Source organism: Ferrimonas balearica (genome assembly GCF_019802055.1).
In the GTDB taxonomy this organism is placed as follows: domain Bacteria; phylum Pseudomonadota; class Gammaproteobacteria; order Enterobacterales; family Shewanellaceae; genus Ferrimonas; species Ferrimonas balearica_A.
Window position 1 is genome coordinate 778,410 of sequence record NZ_JAHVHW010000007.1, and the last position, 15,198, is coordinate 793,607.

Here is a 15,198-nt window from a genome sequence, read left to right on the forward strand (position 1 = left end):
TGAATTTGATTCCTATTTTCAAGAGGGCACACCGATGGTGCTGATGATGTTGGCGACGGTACTGAATGTTCTGGGGCTGGTCATGGTGCTGGTTGAGCAGGGGGGCTACGGCATCTGGGTGCTGTTGGCAGGATTGACCCTGACTCTGGTCCCCTGGTTGCGTCAACTGACGGGATTGGGACGCGTCTCCCGAACTCAGCCCTGATACCGACCTGAATTAACTATACTTTCGTCACTGCAGGGAGGAGGGAGCGTGACGGTGAGAAGGATCGTTTGGGGGTGCATCGCGTTATTGTGCTGGTCGGTCATGGCCCAGGAAGTGGTGTCGACCTCTCCCCCGTTGCGTTGGTTAAATCCATCGCTGGCCTATCAACTCCCCCCCTATCAGCAACTGCTTATTGACCTGGGGTTGCTCTCTGATGGTCCCTACGACTCTCTCGCTGACCAGGACCAGGCGATAACGGATGCGACACTGGCCCTGCTCTCCCTAAGGCAAACCCTTCGGGGCAACTCGACAACCTCACCGCAAGCCCAGCTTGCCCGTGCTGAGCAGCAGGGGGAACTGGCTCAACTGATGACCCAATTGACGCCGGAGTATCGCAGCTTTGCCCGGCTGCGAACGGCGCTTGAGCGGGAGCGTCAATTGGCGGAGGTCCCGGTTCCGGATTTGACGCCTCTGGTGTCAATGGGATTGGGCCAAAGTCATCCCAACCTGGCGCAGTTGCGTCGCGCTCTGGCGATGAGGATGGGGGAGGCACTGCCGCCGGTGTTGCAGGACCGGCCAGTGTGGGATCCCCCTTTTACTGCACTGTTAAAAAGCTACCAGCACCACCACGGCCTGCAGTCCAGTGGCCGAATTGATGACGCCACACGCCGTCACCTGACCTCCTCGGGGGCGGACAGAATCGCCGCCATTCAGTTCTCCCTGCGGCAGTGGTATCAGCTCCCGGATCGGCTGGAGGGCTACACCATTCTGGTGAACATTCCCCGCTATGAGCTGCTGGTATTGAACGGGGAGTCGGTGGAGCTGGCACTGCCTGTGATTGTCGGTTCTCCCGCCAACCCGACCCCCAGAATGAACAGCCAGTTCCGCAGTATCACCCTCAATCCCAGCTGGACACCGCCCATGAGCATTGTGCGCGAAGAGCTGATCCCCGGTTATCTGCAGGACCCGGCAGCGCTCGAACGGCAGGGTTTTGAGTGGGTTGGAAAAGGGCAGACCAGCCTGCCCTGGGCGCAGGTCTCACCCGATAATGTCCAGCGGGTACTGGGTCAATATCAGCTGCGCCAGCGTCCGGGTCGGCAGAATCCACTTGGAAAAGTGCGTTTTAACCTGGCTCAAAGCCGCGCCATCTATCTGCATGACACCAACAATCCGGCGCTGTTTGGCCAATCCCGGCGGGCGCTCAGCCATGGCTGCGTGCGGGTGTCCAATTATCAGAAGGTGCTGGATTACCTGTTGGAGAACGAACCGGAAGGACGCCGTCGTCAGGTGGCAAGTGCGCTGAGCCAATTTGAGTCAGTTACCACATCAGTAGGTTCTCGGGTCGCGGTGTATCTGGTGTATATGCCCGCCTGGGTCGGGCCCGATGAGCGCCTTTCTCTGGTTGACGACGTCTACGGTTGGGTGGCGGGTTAGAGTTGCGACAAAATAGTGAGTGGAATGGGGTTCAGCAGTGACTCTCTCCATCTGCCCTGAAAAAGCCAGTTTATCGTCGGTGCCATCATCCGTTTAACCGCGCCTTGTGTGGCTTTTATATGCTTCGCACCGTGCAATTTCCCCAAAAACCCACTCAATCACTTGGTTTTTGTTGCCCCTCCTTCAAACCCTTGCTCTCTCTGTTTTCCAGCTTGTTGGGCTCCCATCAAATATCCGCAGTATTCCGTTTTTTCATTTTTCTGAAAATACCCCGTTCTTCATGAGTCGAACGATGTGGAGTCTGGTGGGGTAGTAGCAGAAAAGCAGGGGGGCATTAACTCATTTAATAACAAGGGTATACCAAAGTGTTCTATTCGGTTTTGGTGAAAAGTTCAGCACGGATCTATATAAATTCCTGCTCGCTCTGGCAGGGAAATCTGAGCCAACAGGTTTTCTTCGGGGCAACTTTTATAACTCTGGACTACGTTTAAGTGGAAGTGGGTCTGTGGCGCAGTCTTCCCACGTATCAACCGGATGTCCGGAAGGTTTTGTAACGAGATAGTCACCCTTGGAGGTTGAAGATGGTTAAGCAAGCATTGATCGATTTTTGGAACGATGAGTCCGGTCTGACTGCGGTGGAATACGCCATTGCCGGTGGGCTGGTGGTTGGCGGCATGGTTGTGGCCTTTATCGCATTGGGCGAAAGCGCAACGGCACAGATTGAGTGTCTGGATGACGCGGTAAACGGTGTGGACTGTGGTGCGCCGTAAACCCCATGTGGGGCTTGCCCACTGTTGTTGGCAAGCCCCATAGATGGATTTTGTTACTCCCGGTCCGTGCGTTACGGGAATAACAACCGATTCGAGAGCTTTTGACGTTGACGCACGGTGGCCTATGAGCAGTGTACCCCCCTCAGACAGCCTGCAAAGCGCTTTGATTCTGCTGGGCTTTGCCCTGGCATTGATCAGCGACTTGCGCACACAGCGGATCCCTAACGGTCTGGCGCTGCTGGCGTTGGCAACCGGTCTGATTTTTCACCTTTACGCTTCAGGACTGATGGGCATCGGCATCGCACTGGCCGGAGCGGCGGTAGCGCTGTTGATGGTTCCCCTCTATGCCAAAGGCTTTATTGGGGCGGGCGACGTCAAGCTGATGATGGGGATGGGTGCCCTGATGGGGCCGGTGCTGTCCCTTTGGGTGCTGGCTCTGGGCATTGTTTGTGGGGCTTTGATTGCGCCCCTGCTGGCGCTTAGCCAGGTGGGCTGGCAAGGGTTGGTAGCGACGGCAAAGCGTTACTACCAGTGTGTGCTGACCCGCAGTTACTTCCGTCCCGAACAGGGGGAAGCCGCGGCCACCCGGGTGCCTTATGCGCCCGCTTTGGCGATGGGGTGGGTACTGGCTCAGTGGCTTTCGTTACCAGGGCTTTAGGGGAGAAGAGGGATGCTGTTTAAATCGTCCAATGCCAAGTCTAAAGTCGAGGCGGATCTCGAACTCAGAACGCCTTCGCAGCATGTGGCCAATAACCCCACTGACCTGGATGAGACCGGGTTGGAGCCGGGGCTGCTGCTGAACCTGATGTTGAAACACCTTTATGACGGCGATGCCCTGACCCTGCTGCAGCTGAGTCAGCGACTGGCGCTGCGGGGCGGCATTGTTCAGAGCCTGCTGAGCGAAGCTAAAGAGACCGGGCTGGTGGAAAACCGTCAGATGAGCAGTGCCGGCCAGCAGCGCTTCAGCCTGAGCGGCGAGGGGCGCCGTCAGGCCCAGAACCTGTTTGCCACCAGTGGTTACCTGGGGCCTGCCCCTGTGCCCCTGGCCCAATACAACGAGGTGTGCCGACAACAATCCAGCCGCAATCGCCAGATCACCCGGGAAGCGTTTACCGAGGGGATGAAAGAGGTGGTGGTTCCTGCGGGGTTGCTGGATCAACTGGGCCCGGCCCTTAATTCCACCCGTCCTCTGCTGATTTATGGCTTGCCGGGCACCGGGAAATCCTTCCTGTGTCGACAGCTCAACCGTCTGTTTTGCGATGAGGTGCTGATCCCCCATGCGGTCGCCGTGGGCCATCACATTATCCAGGTTTACGACCCTCATTTTCATCACCGGGTGGTGGACGGCTCAGCTACGGAAGCGCTTGAGCTTGTGGCGGAGGCGGTTGATGGCCGTTGGCACCGTTGCCGTCGCCCGCTGCTGATGGTGGGAGGGGAACTCACCCTGTCGATGCTGGACGTCAGTTTTGACAGCAACAGCCGAACCTTCCGCGCCCCGATTGGGCTGACCGCCAACAACGGCATTCTGCTGATCGATGATCTGGGACGCCAGACCATCTCGCCCAAGGCGATCTTCAATCGCTGGATTCTGCCGCTGGAAGAGGGGCGGGACTTTCTCTCACTGCCCAGTGGCGAGCACTTTGAGGTGCCGTTTGAGCAACTGCTGCTCTTCTCCACCAACCTGGCACCGACCGAACTGGTGGATGAGGCCTTCCTGCGGCGACTGGGCTACAAGGTCCATTTCGGCCAGCTGGATAAACCGACCTATCTGAGGATCTGGCAGCAGAACTGCGACACCTTCGGGCTGGAATCGGCCCCGGGGCTGACCGACTGGATGCTGGACCGGCTTTATCCGGAAGCGCAGAAACCCCTGTTGCCCTGTCATCCGAGGGATCTGCTCTCCATTGTTTCCGACCAGGTGCAGTTCGGTGGTCTGTCACCGGTCATTACCCGCGAGTTGCTGCGGCACGCGTGGGATCTCTATTTCGTCAAAGGGTGACAGTTCACCCGGTTACTACACCAGATCGCCAGCGGTACCGGCTTTATGGGAGGAGTTGAGTTATGCGCTCATTGGTATTTGTCCTGATCTCCATCGCCTTCGGTATCGGAGCGGTGCTGCTGGCTCAAAACTGGCTGAAGCAGAGCCAGCCTGCGTCGCCGGAGGATAACCGCATTTCGGTCGTGACCATGGCGGTTAGCGTGCCCTCCGGCACCATCCTGCAGGAAAAACACCTGGTCCTGAAAACCCTGCCTCTGGAAGCGGTGCCTGACAGCACCCTGACAGACCTTGAACAAGTGGCGGGAATGGTGACCAAGTTTCCCCTGATTGAGGGGGATTTTGTCAGCCGCCAGAAGCTGGCGAAAAAGGGCGAGGGCAGCGTGCTGGCCAGCCTGATCGCCCCCAATATGCGGGCGGTCAGTATTCGGGTAAACGACGTGGTCGGGGTGGCCGGTTTCCTGCTGCCGGGCAACCGGGTGGATGTGCTGGTGACCCTCTCCGCGCGGAGCGGTTCCGGGCGCGATATGGCCTCAAGTACCGAAGTGATTCTCAGCAATCTCAAGGTGTTGGCGGTGGATCAGAAAGCCAACCAGGACAGCAACCAGCCGGTACTGGTCCGGGCGGTCACCCTGGAGGTGACGCTGGAGCAGGCGGAAGTCCTGATGAGTGCCCGCAGCCGCGGCAACATTCAGCTGGCGCTGCGTAATCCCAATGACAATGTCGAGGTCGAGGTGGCCAGTGCAGAACCGGAAACCGAAGCGGTTCCGGAGCCTGAGCCGGAGACCGCCGCTGCTCCGGTGGCGACGACACCCAAGCCCGCGCCGGTCAGTCAGCGCAAGCGGTTTGAGGTGATTAAGGGCACCCAACAGCAAACCATTACCGTGGGACGAGAGCGGTCCAACGTCCCAGCGTCCACCACCATGGCTCAAAAGGACGGATAACGATGAAAAATTGGCTATCACAACTTAGGGAAGGGGCGTGGTCAGTACCTCGTTACGGCCTGATGGGACTGCTGGTCCTTACGCTGATGAGTTTCCCGACCACATTGATGGCCGGTGGCAAGGCGGGCATGGTGCCCTACAGCTTCCCGGTACCCATCTACAAGTCCAAAACCATGTCACTGAATCACTCCGCTGCCAGGGTGTCGGTAGGTAACCCGGCGATCGCGGACATTCTGCTGATCAACCCCACTGAGCTGTACATTCTGGGGCGGCAGTTGGGCAGCACCAACATCATGGTGTGGAACGACAACGACCGTTTGGTGGACATCATCGACATTGAGATCACCCACGATCTCAACGGGTTGAAAGAGAAACTGCATCGCTTCCTGCCGGATGAGCCGATTGAGGTGCACAGCTCTCAGGGCCAGCTGGTGATCGGCGGCCAGGTCTCCAACCTGGAGCGGATGAACATGGCGCTGGACCTGGCCCAGGGCTATGCGGTGGCGGCCAACAACTCGGACAACACCAGTACGGTGCTGAATCTGATGTCCATCGGCGGTGGTCATCAGGTGATGCTGGAGGTCACGGTTACCGAAGTGCAGCGTGAACTGGCCCGCACTCTTGATTCCGACTTCGCCCTGGTGTTTGAAAGCTCCGACTTTATCGGTGGATTGCTGGGTGGCGATGGCCTGATCGGCAACAAGGGGATCTTCGGCAGTTACGTCAGTGGTGATGTGCTGTTCGATTTCGCCATGGACATTGCCAAGCAGCAGCAACTGGCCCGGGTACTGGCGGAACCTAACCTGACCACCATGAGTGGGCAGATGGCCGAGTTCCTCTCCGGTGGCGAATTCCCCATTCCGGTGCCGGATCGGGATGGCACCACCATTGAGTACAAAGAGTTTGGTGTCGGGGTGAAATTTGTCCCCACAGTGCTGGATTCCGGACGGATCAACCTGAACCTGAATGTGCTGGTGAGTGAGCTCAGCAACGCCAACTCGGTGGGAGTGATCCCCGATGGCTCCACCACCGCACTGGTGACCCCCTCCATTACCAAGCGCAGCGCCAACTCCACCATCGAGCTGGGTGATGGCCAGACCATCGCCATTGCCGGGCTGCTGAGCAATACCGTGCGGGAGAGCATGGATGAGCTGCCGGGTCTGGGTGAGATCCCGGTTCTGGGGCAACTGTTCTCCAGCCAGGAGTATCGCAACGGCGAAACCGAGCTGGTGATCCTGGTGACTCCGCGCCTGGTTCGTCCCATTGACCGTCAGAAGCTGGTTCTGCCTACCGATGGTTTTGTGGATCCCACCGATCTGGGCTTCTACCTGATGGGGCGCTTCTCCAAGCGGGATGAGAATGTGCAGCCAACGACCAATCCCAACAGCCCCTCGGCGGCGCAACCGACCCCTGAGCCGGCAACGGATGGTGGCGGCACCCAGAACAAGTACGGCCACACCCTGTAGAGGACGAGTTTATGAAAACGCGATTGGCGATCGGTTTAGCCGTGATGCTGCTGGCAGGGTGCCAGAGCAACAACGTAATGGAGCAGTTTGCCCTGGGGCAGACCACTGCGGGTTACAAGCAGATGGAGATCCTGGATCCGGATGCGTCCCGTCGTGACGAGGGGCGGATCAACGACCTGGATGGCCAGTACGGCTCCAAGGTGATGGAAAACTATCGTAACTCCACCTACGAGCCGAAGTCGGCCCGGGGCAATCTCAGCCGGTTCTCGGTGGGACGCGGCGGCGGTAACTAGGCAGAGTGAGAGGTAACGTCATGAGCACACGCTATCGGATTGGAAAGGGCCATCGCAGGCAGCGGGGCGCGATCATCATCATGATCACCGTGGCCATGTTTGCCATTCTGGCCATGGCGGCTCTGGCGTTGGATGGTGGCCATCAACTGCTGAACAAAGCCCGTTTGCAGAATGCCGTTGATGCCGCCGCCCTGTCGGGGGCAGTCACCCTTAAAGAAGACTATGGCCAGCTGCGGGCGCGGGAAGAGGGGCTGGCCACCTTTATCAGTGCCCTGGGGGCTCAGGACTATAACGAGCTCAATGCGGGCGTTTCCCTCGGTGTGCTCAACTATGCCGCAGACCAGGTGTCGGCCCAGATCACCATGGAGTTTTCCCATCGCCCTGATCCCTTTATTCCGGTCTCAGATGAGGATGCGGACTACGTTCGGGTGACGGTGACCGATGTGCAGCTCAACAACTTCTTTGCCCAGATTCTGGGGTTTGATAAGCGGATCAGTGCTTCCGCTGTCGCGGGCCCAAGTACCTCTACGCCACAGTGCAGCACTGACCTGTTGCCGATGATGGTGTGCGCGGATGATTTGAATGAGGAGAACTTTGGTTATCCGCTGAACAAAATGATGGCGATGAAGATCTCCAGTGACCAGAACTCCCCCATCGGGCCGGGCAACTTCCAGCTGATCCGCCTGGGCGACAACACGGGGGCGGCGGACATTCGCAGAGCAATGGCAGGGGAGTCCGACAGTGACGAGTACTGTTTTGGCTACAACGGTCCCAATGCCACGGAACAGGTGGAAACGGAGCCGGGCAACACCGTAGGACCGGTGGCGCAGGGGCTCAATACCCGTATGGGGCGCTGGCAAGGGCCGGTGAACTCCACCGATCATCCCCAGGACCACGATACCTGTGTGGGCGCGCCGCTGGATGTGGATGAGAACAGCAATATCCTCGCCGAGGATGGCACCCCCATCACCATCCCGGATGGGACGGCGGATTATCACGCCTATATGGACACCCACTATCCCCAGTACTACCACAACGGGCTCTACAACAGCATCGAGGGGCACAGTTGTCCCGCTTACGCCGATGGCAGCGATGTGTTTGAGCCCAACTCTCAGGCCAGTTCACCGGGGATGGAGAAGCGGCGGGAGTTTTCCATTGTGGTGGCGGACTGCGGTACCGGCGCCAACAACGGTCAGAACAGCATGCCGTTTGTGGGTTTTGCCTGCTTCTACCTGATGCAGGAAGTCGTGCAGAAGGGCAATGACGCCTTTGTGATTGGCGAGTTTCTTGGCGACTGCACCAACGATGCCGGCGGGGTATCCGAAACCCCGAATTCGGGCGCTGGCCCCTATCGCATCGTCCTTTATCACGACCCGGTCAGTGAGGATTCGTAGCGATGAGAAATCACCCGATGCAACGGCCGCGCCGCGCCCGACAGAGGGGCGTTGCGGCGATCGAGGCCACCATTGCGCTGCCGATTCTGTTCCTGATGTTTTACGCCGTCGGGGAGTTTGGTCGGCTGCTTTATCAGTACAACCAGTTGAACAGTCTGGCCCGCAATGCGAGTCGCCACCTGATGAGTTACACCTCCACCAACTCCACCGGCATCAAGAGTGTCTCGGACCTGGTGGTCAGCCAGGTTCGCAATATGGCGGTGACGGGCCAGCTTGATGGTGGGACACCCCTGCTAAGAGGACTCACTACAGACAATGTGACCGTGAGCGTGAACCAGACATTGGCCACCGTCACCGTTACCTATGACTGGACCCCCATTTTTGGTGAGAGCATTCCCGGTTTCTTTGGCGATGCCGTGGACCTGAGCTGGGACATCTCCGCTACGTCGACCATGAGGCCACTATGAAACGACATCAGCAAGGGGTGTATGTGGTGGAGTTTGCCATCGTGGCCACGGTGGTGTTCGTGATCCTGTTCGCTTGCCTGGAAGTGGCTCGTCTGATGTACAGCTATAACGCCCTGACCGAGGCATCCCGGCGGGCGGCGCGACTGGCGGCTGTGTGCGCGCCGGTCTCCGGAGGTGCGCCCGAGGCCACCAATGAGATGAAAGCGCTGGCGCTGTTTAACGGGCGCCAACTGGTTGCGGGGTTGAGTGCCGACAACCTCACCATCGACTACCTCACCGAAACCGGTTCGATCGCTGCGACGGTACCGGACATCCGACAGGTTCGCGCCACCATTTCAAACTATCAGCACGAGTTGATCATTCCGGGTCTGTTTATCCAGCTGAACTCGCCAGCGTTCCGGACATTGATGCCATCCGAAAGCATGGGACAGACAAGATACCCCGACGCCAACACGGCTCAGACCATTAACGGCGTGACCTATTGCAGTTAGCAGTGGAGGCGATTCATGAACGCACCAAATACATCTTACAAAACGAGCGGTGGTGAACTTCAGGACATGGATAACGTGGAACGCCTGGAACGATTGAGCCGAAGAAAAAGCCTGCCGGTGTTGTTGCCGACGCTGCTGATCACGGCGGTGCAGGAGGAGGGGGGCACACTGGCAGAGATGCTGGTATCGGTGCCCAATGTGAAGTTGACCCACGTCAGCGCCAACCAGGTGGACGCCAGTTACTTCGAGGCAGCTCGCCTGCTGGTGCTGCAATTGCCATCGGAGCATGACCTGGCCCTGCAGATGCTGGATAGCTTTGCCGGGAAATGCGAATACATGCTGGTGGTCGCGGAGCGCTTCACTCCTGAGTTGATGCGAGAGGCGATGAAGGCGGGCGCCCGGGACTATCTGCCGCTGCATGGGGCCAAAGAGGAGCTCTACCAGACCCTGTTTGATATTGCCCAGTCTGTGGCTGACGCAACCACCCTGGCACCCACCTTTGTGGTGCTTAACAGCAAGGGGGGCTGTGGCGCCAGCTTCCTCAGTGCCGCCATTGCGGACCAGTTTGCCTGCCGGGACAGCGGGTTCAATGTAGCGCTGCTCGATGGCGATCATGTCCAGGCGGGGCAGTCTCACCTGCTTAACCTTGAACCGGAGTACTTTTTTCATCACGCCCTGGCCCAGGCTGAGGAGCTGGATGACAACGCCCTGGGGGGCATGATGAGCCAGATGGATAATCTCCACCTGCTGCCTGCCGCCCCCTTCAGTCAGCAGGACAGAACCGCGGTGAGCTATCTGCAACTGCCGCAGTTGATGTTCAAACTGCGCAGTCGATACAGAGCGGTGGTGGTGGACCTGTCCCGGGGCCCGGAAACCTGGGCCAACCCCATTCTGATGGAGGCCAGCGCCATTTTGCTGGTGATTCAGGACAGCCTGGCGTCGTTGCGCAGTGCCACCGCCACGGTGAACCACCTGATCAATGAGCTTGGGGTCAGCAAAAGCCGCATCCACCTGATCTACAACCGTTACACCCCCAACAAGGGCGTGGTCTCGCTGACCGATGCGAAAACCACGTCGGGATTGGGCTCAGTCTTTACCGTCCGCAACGATTTTCAACGGGTCAACGCCTGCCTGGATGAGGGCAAGCGTTTGTCTCGCTTTGCCGCCAAGGAGCCGGTGACTCAGGACGTTATCCATATCTGTCAGCAACTCATTCCCGAGGCCAAGGAAGGCAAGCAATCGGGGTTTTGGGCCAAACTCTGGCGTTAATAAAACGGGGGCATCTTTATGGGACACTCATCGCAACCGGAACTCTCGCTGCATCAACAACTGCTGTCGCCACAGGAAGCGGAAGTAAAACAGGACCTGTATGAGCGACTGCTCAAGATGCTGGACGTTTCCAAGCTGGAAGTGATTCCTGAGCCGGAAGCGCGTCAGCAGATTGCCCGACTCTGTAACCAGATCCTCAGTGAAAACCCACGCCCCATCAGCCTGGTGTCCCGAGACAAGATCATTAAGCAAATTAATGACGAAGTGCTGGGGTTGGGGCCGCTGGAACCCTTACTGGCGGACAGCACCATCTCGGACATTCTGATCAACAGCGCCACCAGCATCTTTGTGGAGCGCTTCGGTAAGCTCGAATCGGTGCCGATGCGCTTTCACGATGACCGTCATCTGATGAACATCATCGACCGCATCGTCTCCAGCGTCGGTCGCCGGGTGGACGAATCCAGCCCCATGGTGGATGCCCGTCTGCAGGATGGCAGCCGGGTCAATGCCATTATCCCGCCACTGGCGCTGGATGGCCCAAGCATGTCGATTCGCCGTTTTACCGTGGACAAGCTGACGGCGGAACAGCTGATCGACTACAAGGCGATGACCCGGGAGATGTACGACGTGCTCAAAGCGATCGTACAGGGCAAGCTGAACGTGCTGATCTCCGGAGGAACCGGCAGCGGGAAAACCACCATGCTCAATGTTCTGTCCGGCTACATTCCACAGGATGAGCGGATCATCACCATTGAGGATTCGGCGGAACTGCAACTGCAGCAGCCCCATGTGGTGCGGCTGGAGTCCCGCCCCGCCAACCTGGAGGGGCGTGGCGAGGTGAACCAGCGGGAGCTGGTGAAGAACAGCCTGCGGATGCGTCCGGACCGCATTGTGATCGGTGAGGTGCGGGGCGGTGAAGCGCTGGACATGCTGACAGCAATGAACACCGGCCACGAGGGCTCCCTGACCACGCTGCACGCCAACTCCAGCCGGGATGCGCTTAGCCGTCTTGAGAACATGGTGTGTATGGCCGGGTTTGATATGCCGGTGAAAAACATCCGCACCCAGATTGCCTCGGCCATCAATGTGGTGGTGCAACTGGAGCGTCAGGAGGACGGCAAACGGCGGGTGGTCAGCATCTCTGAGATTACCGGTATGGAAGGGGAGGTGATCACCCTCTCTGACCTGTTTGTGTTCCGCCGTCGGGGCCGGGACAAAGAGGGCAATATCCTCGGCGAGTTCCAGGCGACGGGTGTGATTCCCCGCTTCTACGATGAGCTGGTCAGCAAAGGGATCAACCTTTCCCATGGCCTGTTTGGCTCAGGACAGAGCTTCGAGATCATCTGACGGAGGACGCCATGAGCATTGAATTGACCTTTCTCGCCTGTGTGTTTCTTGCGGTGATCCTGCTGTCTCAGGCCCTGTTCATTCCGGTATACCGTCCAAAGCGGGGCGATACCCGGGTCGTCAAGGAGCGCCTCAATCGTCTTGCTCAGGAGCGGGGCGAAGAGGGGGCCGCGGTGTCCATTGCGATGGAGAACCGCCTGAAAAAAGCGTCGGTGCTGGGGCGAGTCCTGGAATCCAATCGCTTTGTCAGCGATCTCTCCTTCAAATTGCAGCAATCCGGCTCGAAGATGCTCGGTTATCAGTTCCTGTTGCTGGCATTGATTACCTCGTTGGCAACGGGTTTGGCGGTCTGGATCTGGCGCAATGAGTGGTTCCTGGCGCTGTTGAGCGGTGTGATTGTTCTGGTGCTGTTCAATGTGAAGCTGAACCGGGATTTCAACAGCCGGATGGAGAAGATCGAGGAGCAGTTTCCTGAAGCGCTGGACATTCTGCGCCGGGGGATCCAAGCCGGTTACGCCTTTCCTGATGCGGTGAAGCTGACCTATGAGGAGATGGATGGCCCCATCGCTTACGAATTCAAGCTGCTGTTTGCGGACATTAACTACGGCAAGGACACCCGTCGGGCATTGCTGCACTTTATTGAGCGGGTGCCTTCGGTGTCCGCCATGGCGTTCTCCACCGCAGTGCAGGTGCAGAAAGAGACCGGCGGCAACCTGGCGGAGAACATTCAAAACCTCTCCCGAATTATCCGACAGCGGTTCCGTTTCCAACGCCAGGTCAAAACCTACTCCGCGCAGGGGCGGATGTCCGCCTGGGTGCTGGTGAGTGTGCCTCTGGCACTGTTTGGCTATCTCTATCTGTCCAGCCCAACCTACGCCAGAGAACTGACCGATACGGAAGTGGGCAACACGCTGCTGATTATCGCGGGGATCGGGATGCTGATTGGCATCGTCTGGATCTCCCGCCTGATCAAAATTGAGGTGTGACCATGGATTATATTATTGGGGTCATCAACGAGGTGCTGAACGATCGACAGCACTCCACCTACCTGTTCTATGCCATTGCCGCCGCGGCAGGCGTGATGCTGGCAGTGGCTTTGAGCCTGCTGTTTTCCGGGCTTTACTCACCGGCCAAGATGCGACTGAAAGAGCTGAAGGCGGGCGCCGCCGTGGCCGCAGGCAACCCGAACTTCGATGATGCACTCGAACATGAGCCCCAGGCTCATGACGGGCTGCTAAAGCATCTTAGCTTCGACAGTTCCGGCAGCCGTAAACGCCTGATTCACGCTGGTTTCCACTCCAACAATGCCCTGGCAGTCTATAACGGGCTGCGCCTACTGTTCTTGCTGGTGATGGGAATGGTCACCATCATTGCGATGCAGTGGATGGTGGATCTCTCTACCGGTTTGCAGATCTATCTGGTTGTGATGTTATTGGGCTTCGCGCTGCTGATCCCCAGCTTCATTCTGGATCGTTTCGCCGCACGTCGGATGAGAAAGATCCGGAACGGTTTCCCCGATGCACTGGATCTGCTGGTGGTGTGCTGCGAGTCCGGCCAGGGACTGCTGGGCGCATTGCAGAGGGTCAGCGTCGAGCTCCGTGTGAGCCACAAAGAGTTGGCGGAAGAGTTGCTGCTGGTTTGTCAGAAAAGCCGGGCAGGGATTGAGCTGTCGACGGCACTCAATGAATTCTCCGAGCGTACCGGGCTGGAGGACATTCGCGGGCTGAACGGCGCCATCACCCAGAGCATTCGCCTGGGGACCGGCATTGCGGAGACCCTCCGGGTTTACGCAGAGGAGTATCGGGATAAGCGCCTGCAGGCGGCGGAGGAGCTGGCGGCCAAGCTGGGGGTGAAGATCATCTTCCCGATGCTGACCTGCATCTGGCCCGCGTTCTTTATCGTTGCGGTTGGGCCTGCCGTTATCAAAATTATGGAAGTTTGGGACAAAATCTGAACAGGGACGCGCTATGGTCACACTCCAGGTAACACCACACACAAGTCGGTACCTGATCGGTGCCTTGATGCTACTGGTGCTGAGCGGGTGTCAATCGGCACCACCGCCCCCTCCCGGCCCCAATCTGGCCCAGCTTGAGCAGCAGGCGATCAGCGCGCAGCGTATGGGACAGCACCGCGCTGCGCTGCGTCACTATCTTGAGCTGCTGGAGGCGGACCCCGGAAACGTCCGTTACCTCTACCAGATTGGGCAGATCCAGGCTCAAAACGGCGAGCATGAGCACGCCATCAGAGCCTTTCATGATGTGCTTAAGGCGCAGCCCGACCATATCGATGCAATGACCGCTCTGGCATTGGTGCATCTGGCAATGGGTGACAACATTCAGGCTCGCACCTATCTGGATAAGGCGATTCGGCTCGACCAGAAACGGCTCTATGCGGAAGACCCCGCCATTCAGGTTCAGATCGGCGAAGAGGGCACACAACCCTGGCACGCCCTGGATGATAACTCGCCGCTACGGGCTTACCAGGCGCTTGGCATTCTGCGGGATCTGGACAGCGACTTTGACGGGGCGCAGGCGCTTTACCGTTTGGTGCTGACTCAGGCCCCGGTTAATGCCAAAGCGCTCAATAACCTGGGTTACTCCTACTACCTGGCGGGCGACCTGATCCGGGCAGAGATGTACCTGAGGCAGGCCACCCAGCGTCAACCCGATTTCCAGAGAGCCTGGACCAACCTGGGGCTGGTGTATGTCCGAAATGGCCAGAGTGAACGCGCTTTCCAGGCATTTCGGCGGGTCATGTCGGAGGCAGACGCCTACAACGACATCGGTTACTTTGCGATGTTGGAAGGTAAGCTGGATGATGCTGAGCACCTGTTTATGAAAGCGATTGACGCTTCTCCCATCTATTTCGCCAAAGCCCAGGACAACTTACGCAGCGTTCAGCAATTGAAGCTGAGCAGCAATCTGGCGGACAGTCGTGAGGTGCAGGAAGCGATCTACAAAGCCCGAATGCAGTCGGGTGGGTTCGCACAGCCTCACTCTCTGTCGGGGCATTGATCTCAATCCGGACGGCGCCTTTGAGCGCCGTCACTCTCTGGTTAACCTCGGGGGCCGGTTCTCGTATAATGGCTGGACGAACGTAGTTAAAGCCTCGAAACCGAACTG

The 15,198-nt window shown here is 58.4% G+C and carries 16 protein-coding genes; all 16 read left to right on the plus strand.

Features of this window, described 5'->3' with window-relative positions; genetic code table 11:
* Nucleotides 1-34 precede the first annotated feature (34 nt).
* The 16 genes from KUV52_RS11090 (at nucleotide 35) to KUV52_RS11165 (ending at nucleotide 15,090) form a co-directional block, all read left to right on the plus strand.
* Nucleotides 35-205: a hypothetical protein gene (locus KUV52_RS11090; RefSeq protein WP_222525998.1), complete on the plus strand. Its 171-nt coding sequence runs from the start codon at nucleotides 35-37 to the stop codon at nucleotides 203-205.
* Between the two features lie 54 nt (nucleotides 206-259).
* Nucleotides 260-1,639 carry a L,D-transpeptidase family protein gene (locus KUV52_RS19030; protein WP_222525999.1) on the plus strand — a complete coding sequence of 460 codons (1,380 nt, stop codon included), beginning with the start codon at nucleotides 260-262 and terminating at the stop codon, nucleotides 1,637-1,639.
* A 581-nt stretch (nucleotides 1,640-2,220) separates the two neighbouring features.
* Complete coding sequence (locus KUV52_RS11100; protein ID WP_222526000.1) at nucleotides 2,221-2,409, plus strand: Flp family type IVb pilin; 189 nt, start codon at nucleotides 2,221-2,223, stop codon at nucleotides 2,407-2,409.
* 124 nt (nucleotides 2,410-2,533) lie between these two features.
* Nucleotides 2,534-3,067 (plus strand): prepilin peptidase, encoded by a 534-nt coding sequence (locus KUV52_RS11105; protein WP_222526001.1) that lies wholly within the window; start codon nucleotides 2,534-2,536, stop codon nucleotides 3,065-3,067.
* Nucleotides 3,068-3,079: 12 nt separating this feature from the next.
* Nucleotides 3,080-4,408 carry an AAA family ATPase gene (locus tag KUV52_RS11110; protein WP_222526002.1) on the plus strand — a complete coding sequence of 443 codons (1,329 nt, stop codon included), beginning with the start codon at nucleotides 3,080-3,082 and terminating at the stop codon, nucleotides 4,406-4,408.
* Between the two features lie 62 nt (nucleotides 4,409-4,470).
* Nucleotides 4,471-5,349: a Flp pilus assembly protein CpaB gene (gene cpaB / locus KUV52_RS11115; protein ID WP_222526003.1), complete on the plus strand. Its 879-nt coding sequence runs from the start codon at nucleotides 4,471-4,473 to the stop codon at nucleotides 5,347-5,349.
* A 2-nt stretch (nucleotides 5,350-5,351) separates the two neighbouring features.
* A complete protein-coding gene (locus KUV52_RS11120; RefSeq protein WP_222526004.1) occupies nucleotides 5,352-6,815 on the plus strand; it encodes a type II and III secretion system protein family protein in 1,464 nt (487 codons plus the stop codon).
* A gap of 11 nt (nucleotides 6,816-6,826) precedes the next feature.
* The gene (locus tag KUV52_RS11125) at nucleotides 6,827-7,108 is read left to right on the plus strand and encodes a hypothetical protein (RefSeq protein WP_222526005.1); all 282 of its coding nucleotides are present in this window, start codon (nucleotides 6,827-6,829) and stop codon (nucleotides 7,106-7,108) included.
* Nucleotides 7,109-7,128: 20 nt separating this feature from the next.
* A complete protein-coding gene (locus tag KUV52_RS11130; protein ID WP_222526006.1) occupies nucleotides 7,129-8,502 on the plus strand; it encodes a pilus assembly protein TadG-related protein in 1,374 nt (457 codons plus the stop codon).
* A 2-nt stretch (nucleotides 8,503-8,504) separates the two neighbouring features.
* Nucleotides 8,505-8,969: a TadE/TadG family type IV pilus assembly protein gene (locus KUV52_RS11135; RefSeq protein WP_222526007.1), complete on the plus strand. Its 465-nt coding sequence runs from the start codon at nucleotides 8,505-8,507 to the stop codon at nucleotides 8,967-8,969.
* Complete coding sequence (locus KUV52_RS11140; RefSeq protein WP_222526008.1) at nucleotides 8,966-9,460, plus strand: TadE family protein; 495 nt, start codon at nucleotides 8,966-8,968, stop codon at nucleotides 9,458-9,460. The genes KUV52_RS11135 and KUV52_RS11140 overlap by 4 nt, the downstream gene beginning before the upstream one ends.
* A 75-nt stretch (nucleotides 9,461-9,535) precedes the next feature.
* The gene (locus tag KUV52_RS11145; protein ID WP_222526009.1) at nucleotides 9,536-10,729 is read left to right on the plus strand and encodes a CpaE family protein; all 1,194 of its coding nucleotides are present in this window, start codon (nucleotides 9,536-9,538) and stop codon (nucleotides 10,727-10,729) included.
* Nucleotides 10,730-10,747: 18 nt separating this feature from the next.
* Nucleotides 10,748-12,076, plus strand: a complete 1,329-nt coding sequence (locus KUV52_RS11150) for a CpaF family protein (protein ID WP_222526010.1) — start codon at nucleotides 10,748-10,750, stop codon at nucleotides 12,074-12,076.
* 11 nt (nucleotides 12,077-12,087) lie between these two features.
* Nucleotides 12,088-13,062, plus strand: a complete 975-nt coding sequence (locus KUV52_RS11155; RefSeq protein ID WP_222526011.1) for a type II secretion system F family protein — start codon at nucleotides 12,088-12,090, stop codon at nucleotides 13,060-13,062.
* Between the two features lie 2 nt (nucleotides 13,063-13,064).
* Nucleotides 13,065-14,030 carry a type II secretion system F family protein gene (locus KUV52_RS11160; protein WP_222526012.1) on the plus strand — a complete coding sequence of 322 codons (966 nt, stop codon included), beginning with the start codon at nucleotides 13,065-13,067 and terminating at the stop codon, nucleotides 14,028-14,030.
* A gap of 67 nt (nucleotides 14,031-14,097) precedes the next feature.
* Nucleotides 14,098-15,090: a tetratricopeptide repeat protein gene (locus KUV52_RS11165; RefSeq protein ID WP_222526013.1), complete on the plus strand. Its 993-nt coding sequence runs from the start codon at nucleotides 14,098-14,100 to the stop codon at nucleotides 15,088-15,090.
* Nucleotides 15,091-15,198 lie beyond the last annotated feature (108 nt).

What these genes read in the sequence shown, in the direction of transcription:
- KUV52_RS11090 (WP_222525998.1), top strand. Translation starts at nt 35, where the DNA reads ATGGTGCTGATGATGTTGGCGACGGTACTGAATGTTCTGGGGCTGGTC.
- KUV52_RS11100 (WP_222526000.1), top strand. Translation starts at nt 2,221, where the DNA reads ATGGTTAAGCAAGCATTGATCGATTTTTGGAACGATGAGTCCGGTCTG.
- KUV52_RS11105 (WP_222526001.1), top strand. Translation starts at nt 2,534, where the DNA reads ATGAGCAGTGTACCCCCCTCAGACAGCCTGCAAAGCGCTTTGATTCTG.
- KUV52_RS11110 (WP_222526002.1), top strand. Translation starts at nt 3,080, where the DNA reads ATGCTGTTTAAATCGTCCAATGCCAAGTCTAAAGTCGAGGCGGATCTC.
- cpaB (WP_222526003.1), top strand. Translation starts at nt 4,471, where the DNA reads ATGCGCTCATTGGTATTTGTCCTGATCTCCATCGCCTTCGGTATCGGA.
- KUV52_RS11120 (WP_222526004.1), top strand. Translation starts at nt 5,352, where the DNA reads ATGAAAAATTGGCTATCACAACTTAGGGAAGGGGCGTGGTCAGTACCT.
- KUV52_RS11125 (WP_222526005.1), top strand. Translation starts at nt 6,827, where the DNA reads ATGAAAACGCGATTGGCGATCGGTTTAGCCGTGATGCTGCTGGCAGGG.
- KUV52_RS11130 (WP_222526006.1), top strand. Translation starts at nt 7,129, where the DNA reads ATGAGCACACGCTATCGGATTGGAAAGGGCCATCGCAGGCAGCGGGGC.
- KUV52_RS11135 (WP_222526007.1), top strand. Translation starts at nt 8,505, where the DNA reads ATGAGAAATCACCCGATGCAACGGCCGCGCCGCGCCCGACAGAGGGGC.
- KUV52_RS11140 (WP_222526008.1), top strand. Translation starts at nt 8,966, where the DNA reads ATGAAACGACATCAGCAAGGGGTGTATGTGGTGGAGTTTGCCATCGTG.
- KUV52_RS11150 (WP_222526010.1), top strand. Translation starts at nt 10,748, where the DNA reads ATGGGACACTCATCGCAACCGGAACTCTCGCTGCATCAACAACTGCTG.
- KUV52_RS11155 (WP_222526011.1), top strand. Translation starts at nt 12,088, where the DNA reads ATGAGCATTGAATTGACCTTTCTCGCCTGTGTGTTTCTTGCGGTGATC.
- KUV52_RS11160 (WP_222526012.1), top strand. Translation starts at nt 13,065, where the DNA reads ATGGATTATATTATTGGGGTCATCAACGAGGTGCTGAACGATCGACAG.
- KUV52_RS11165 (WP_222526013.1), top strand. Translation starts at nt 14,098, where the DNA reads ATGCTACTGGTGCTGAGCGGGTGTCAATCGGCACCACCGCCCCCTCCC.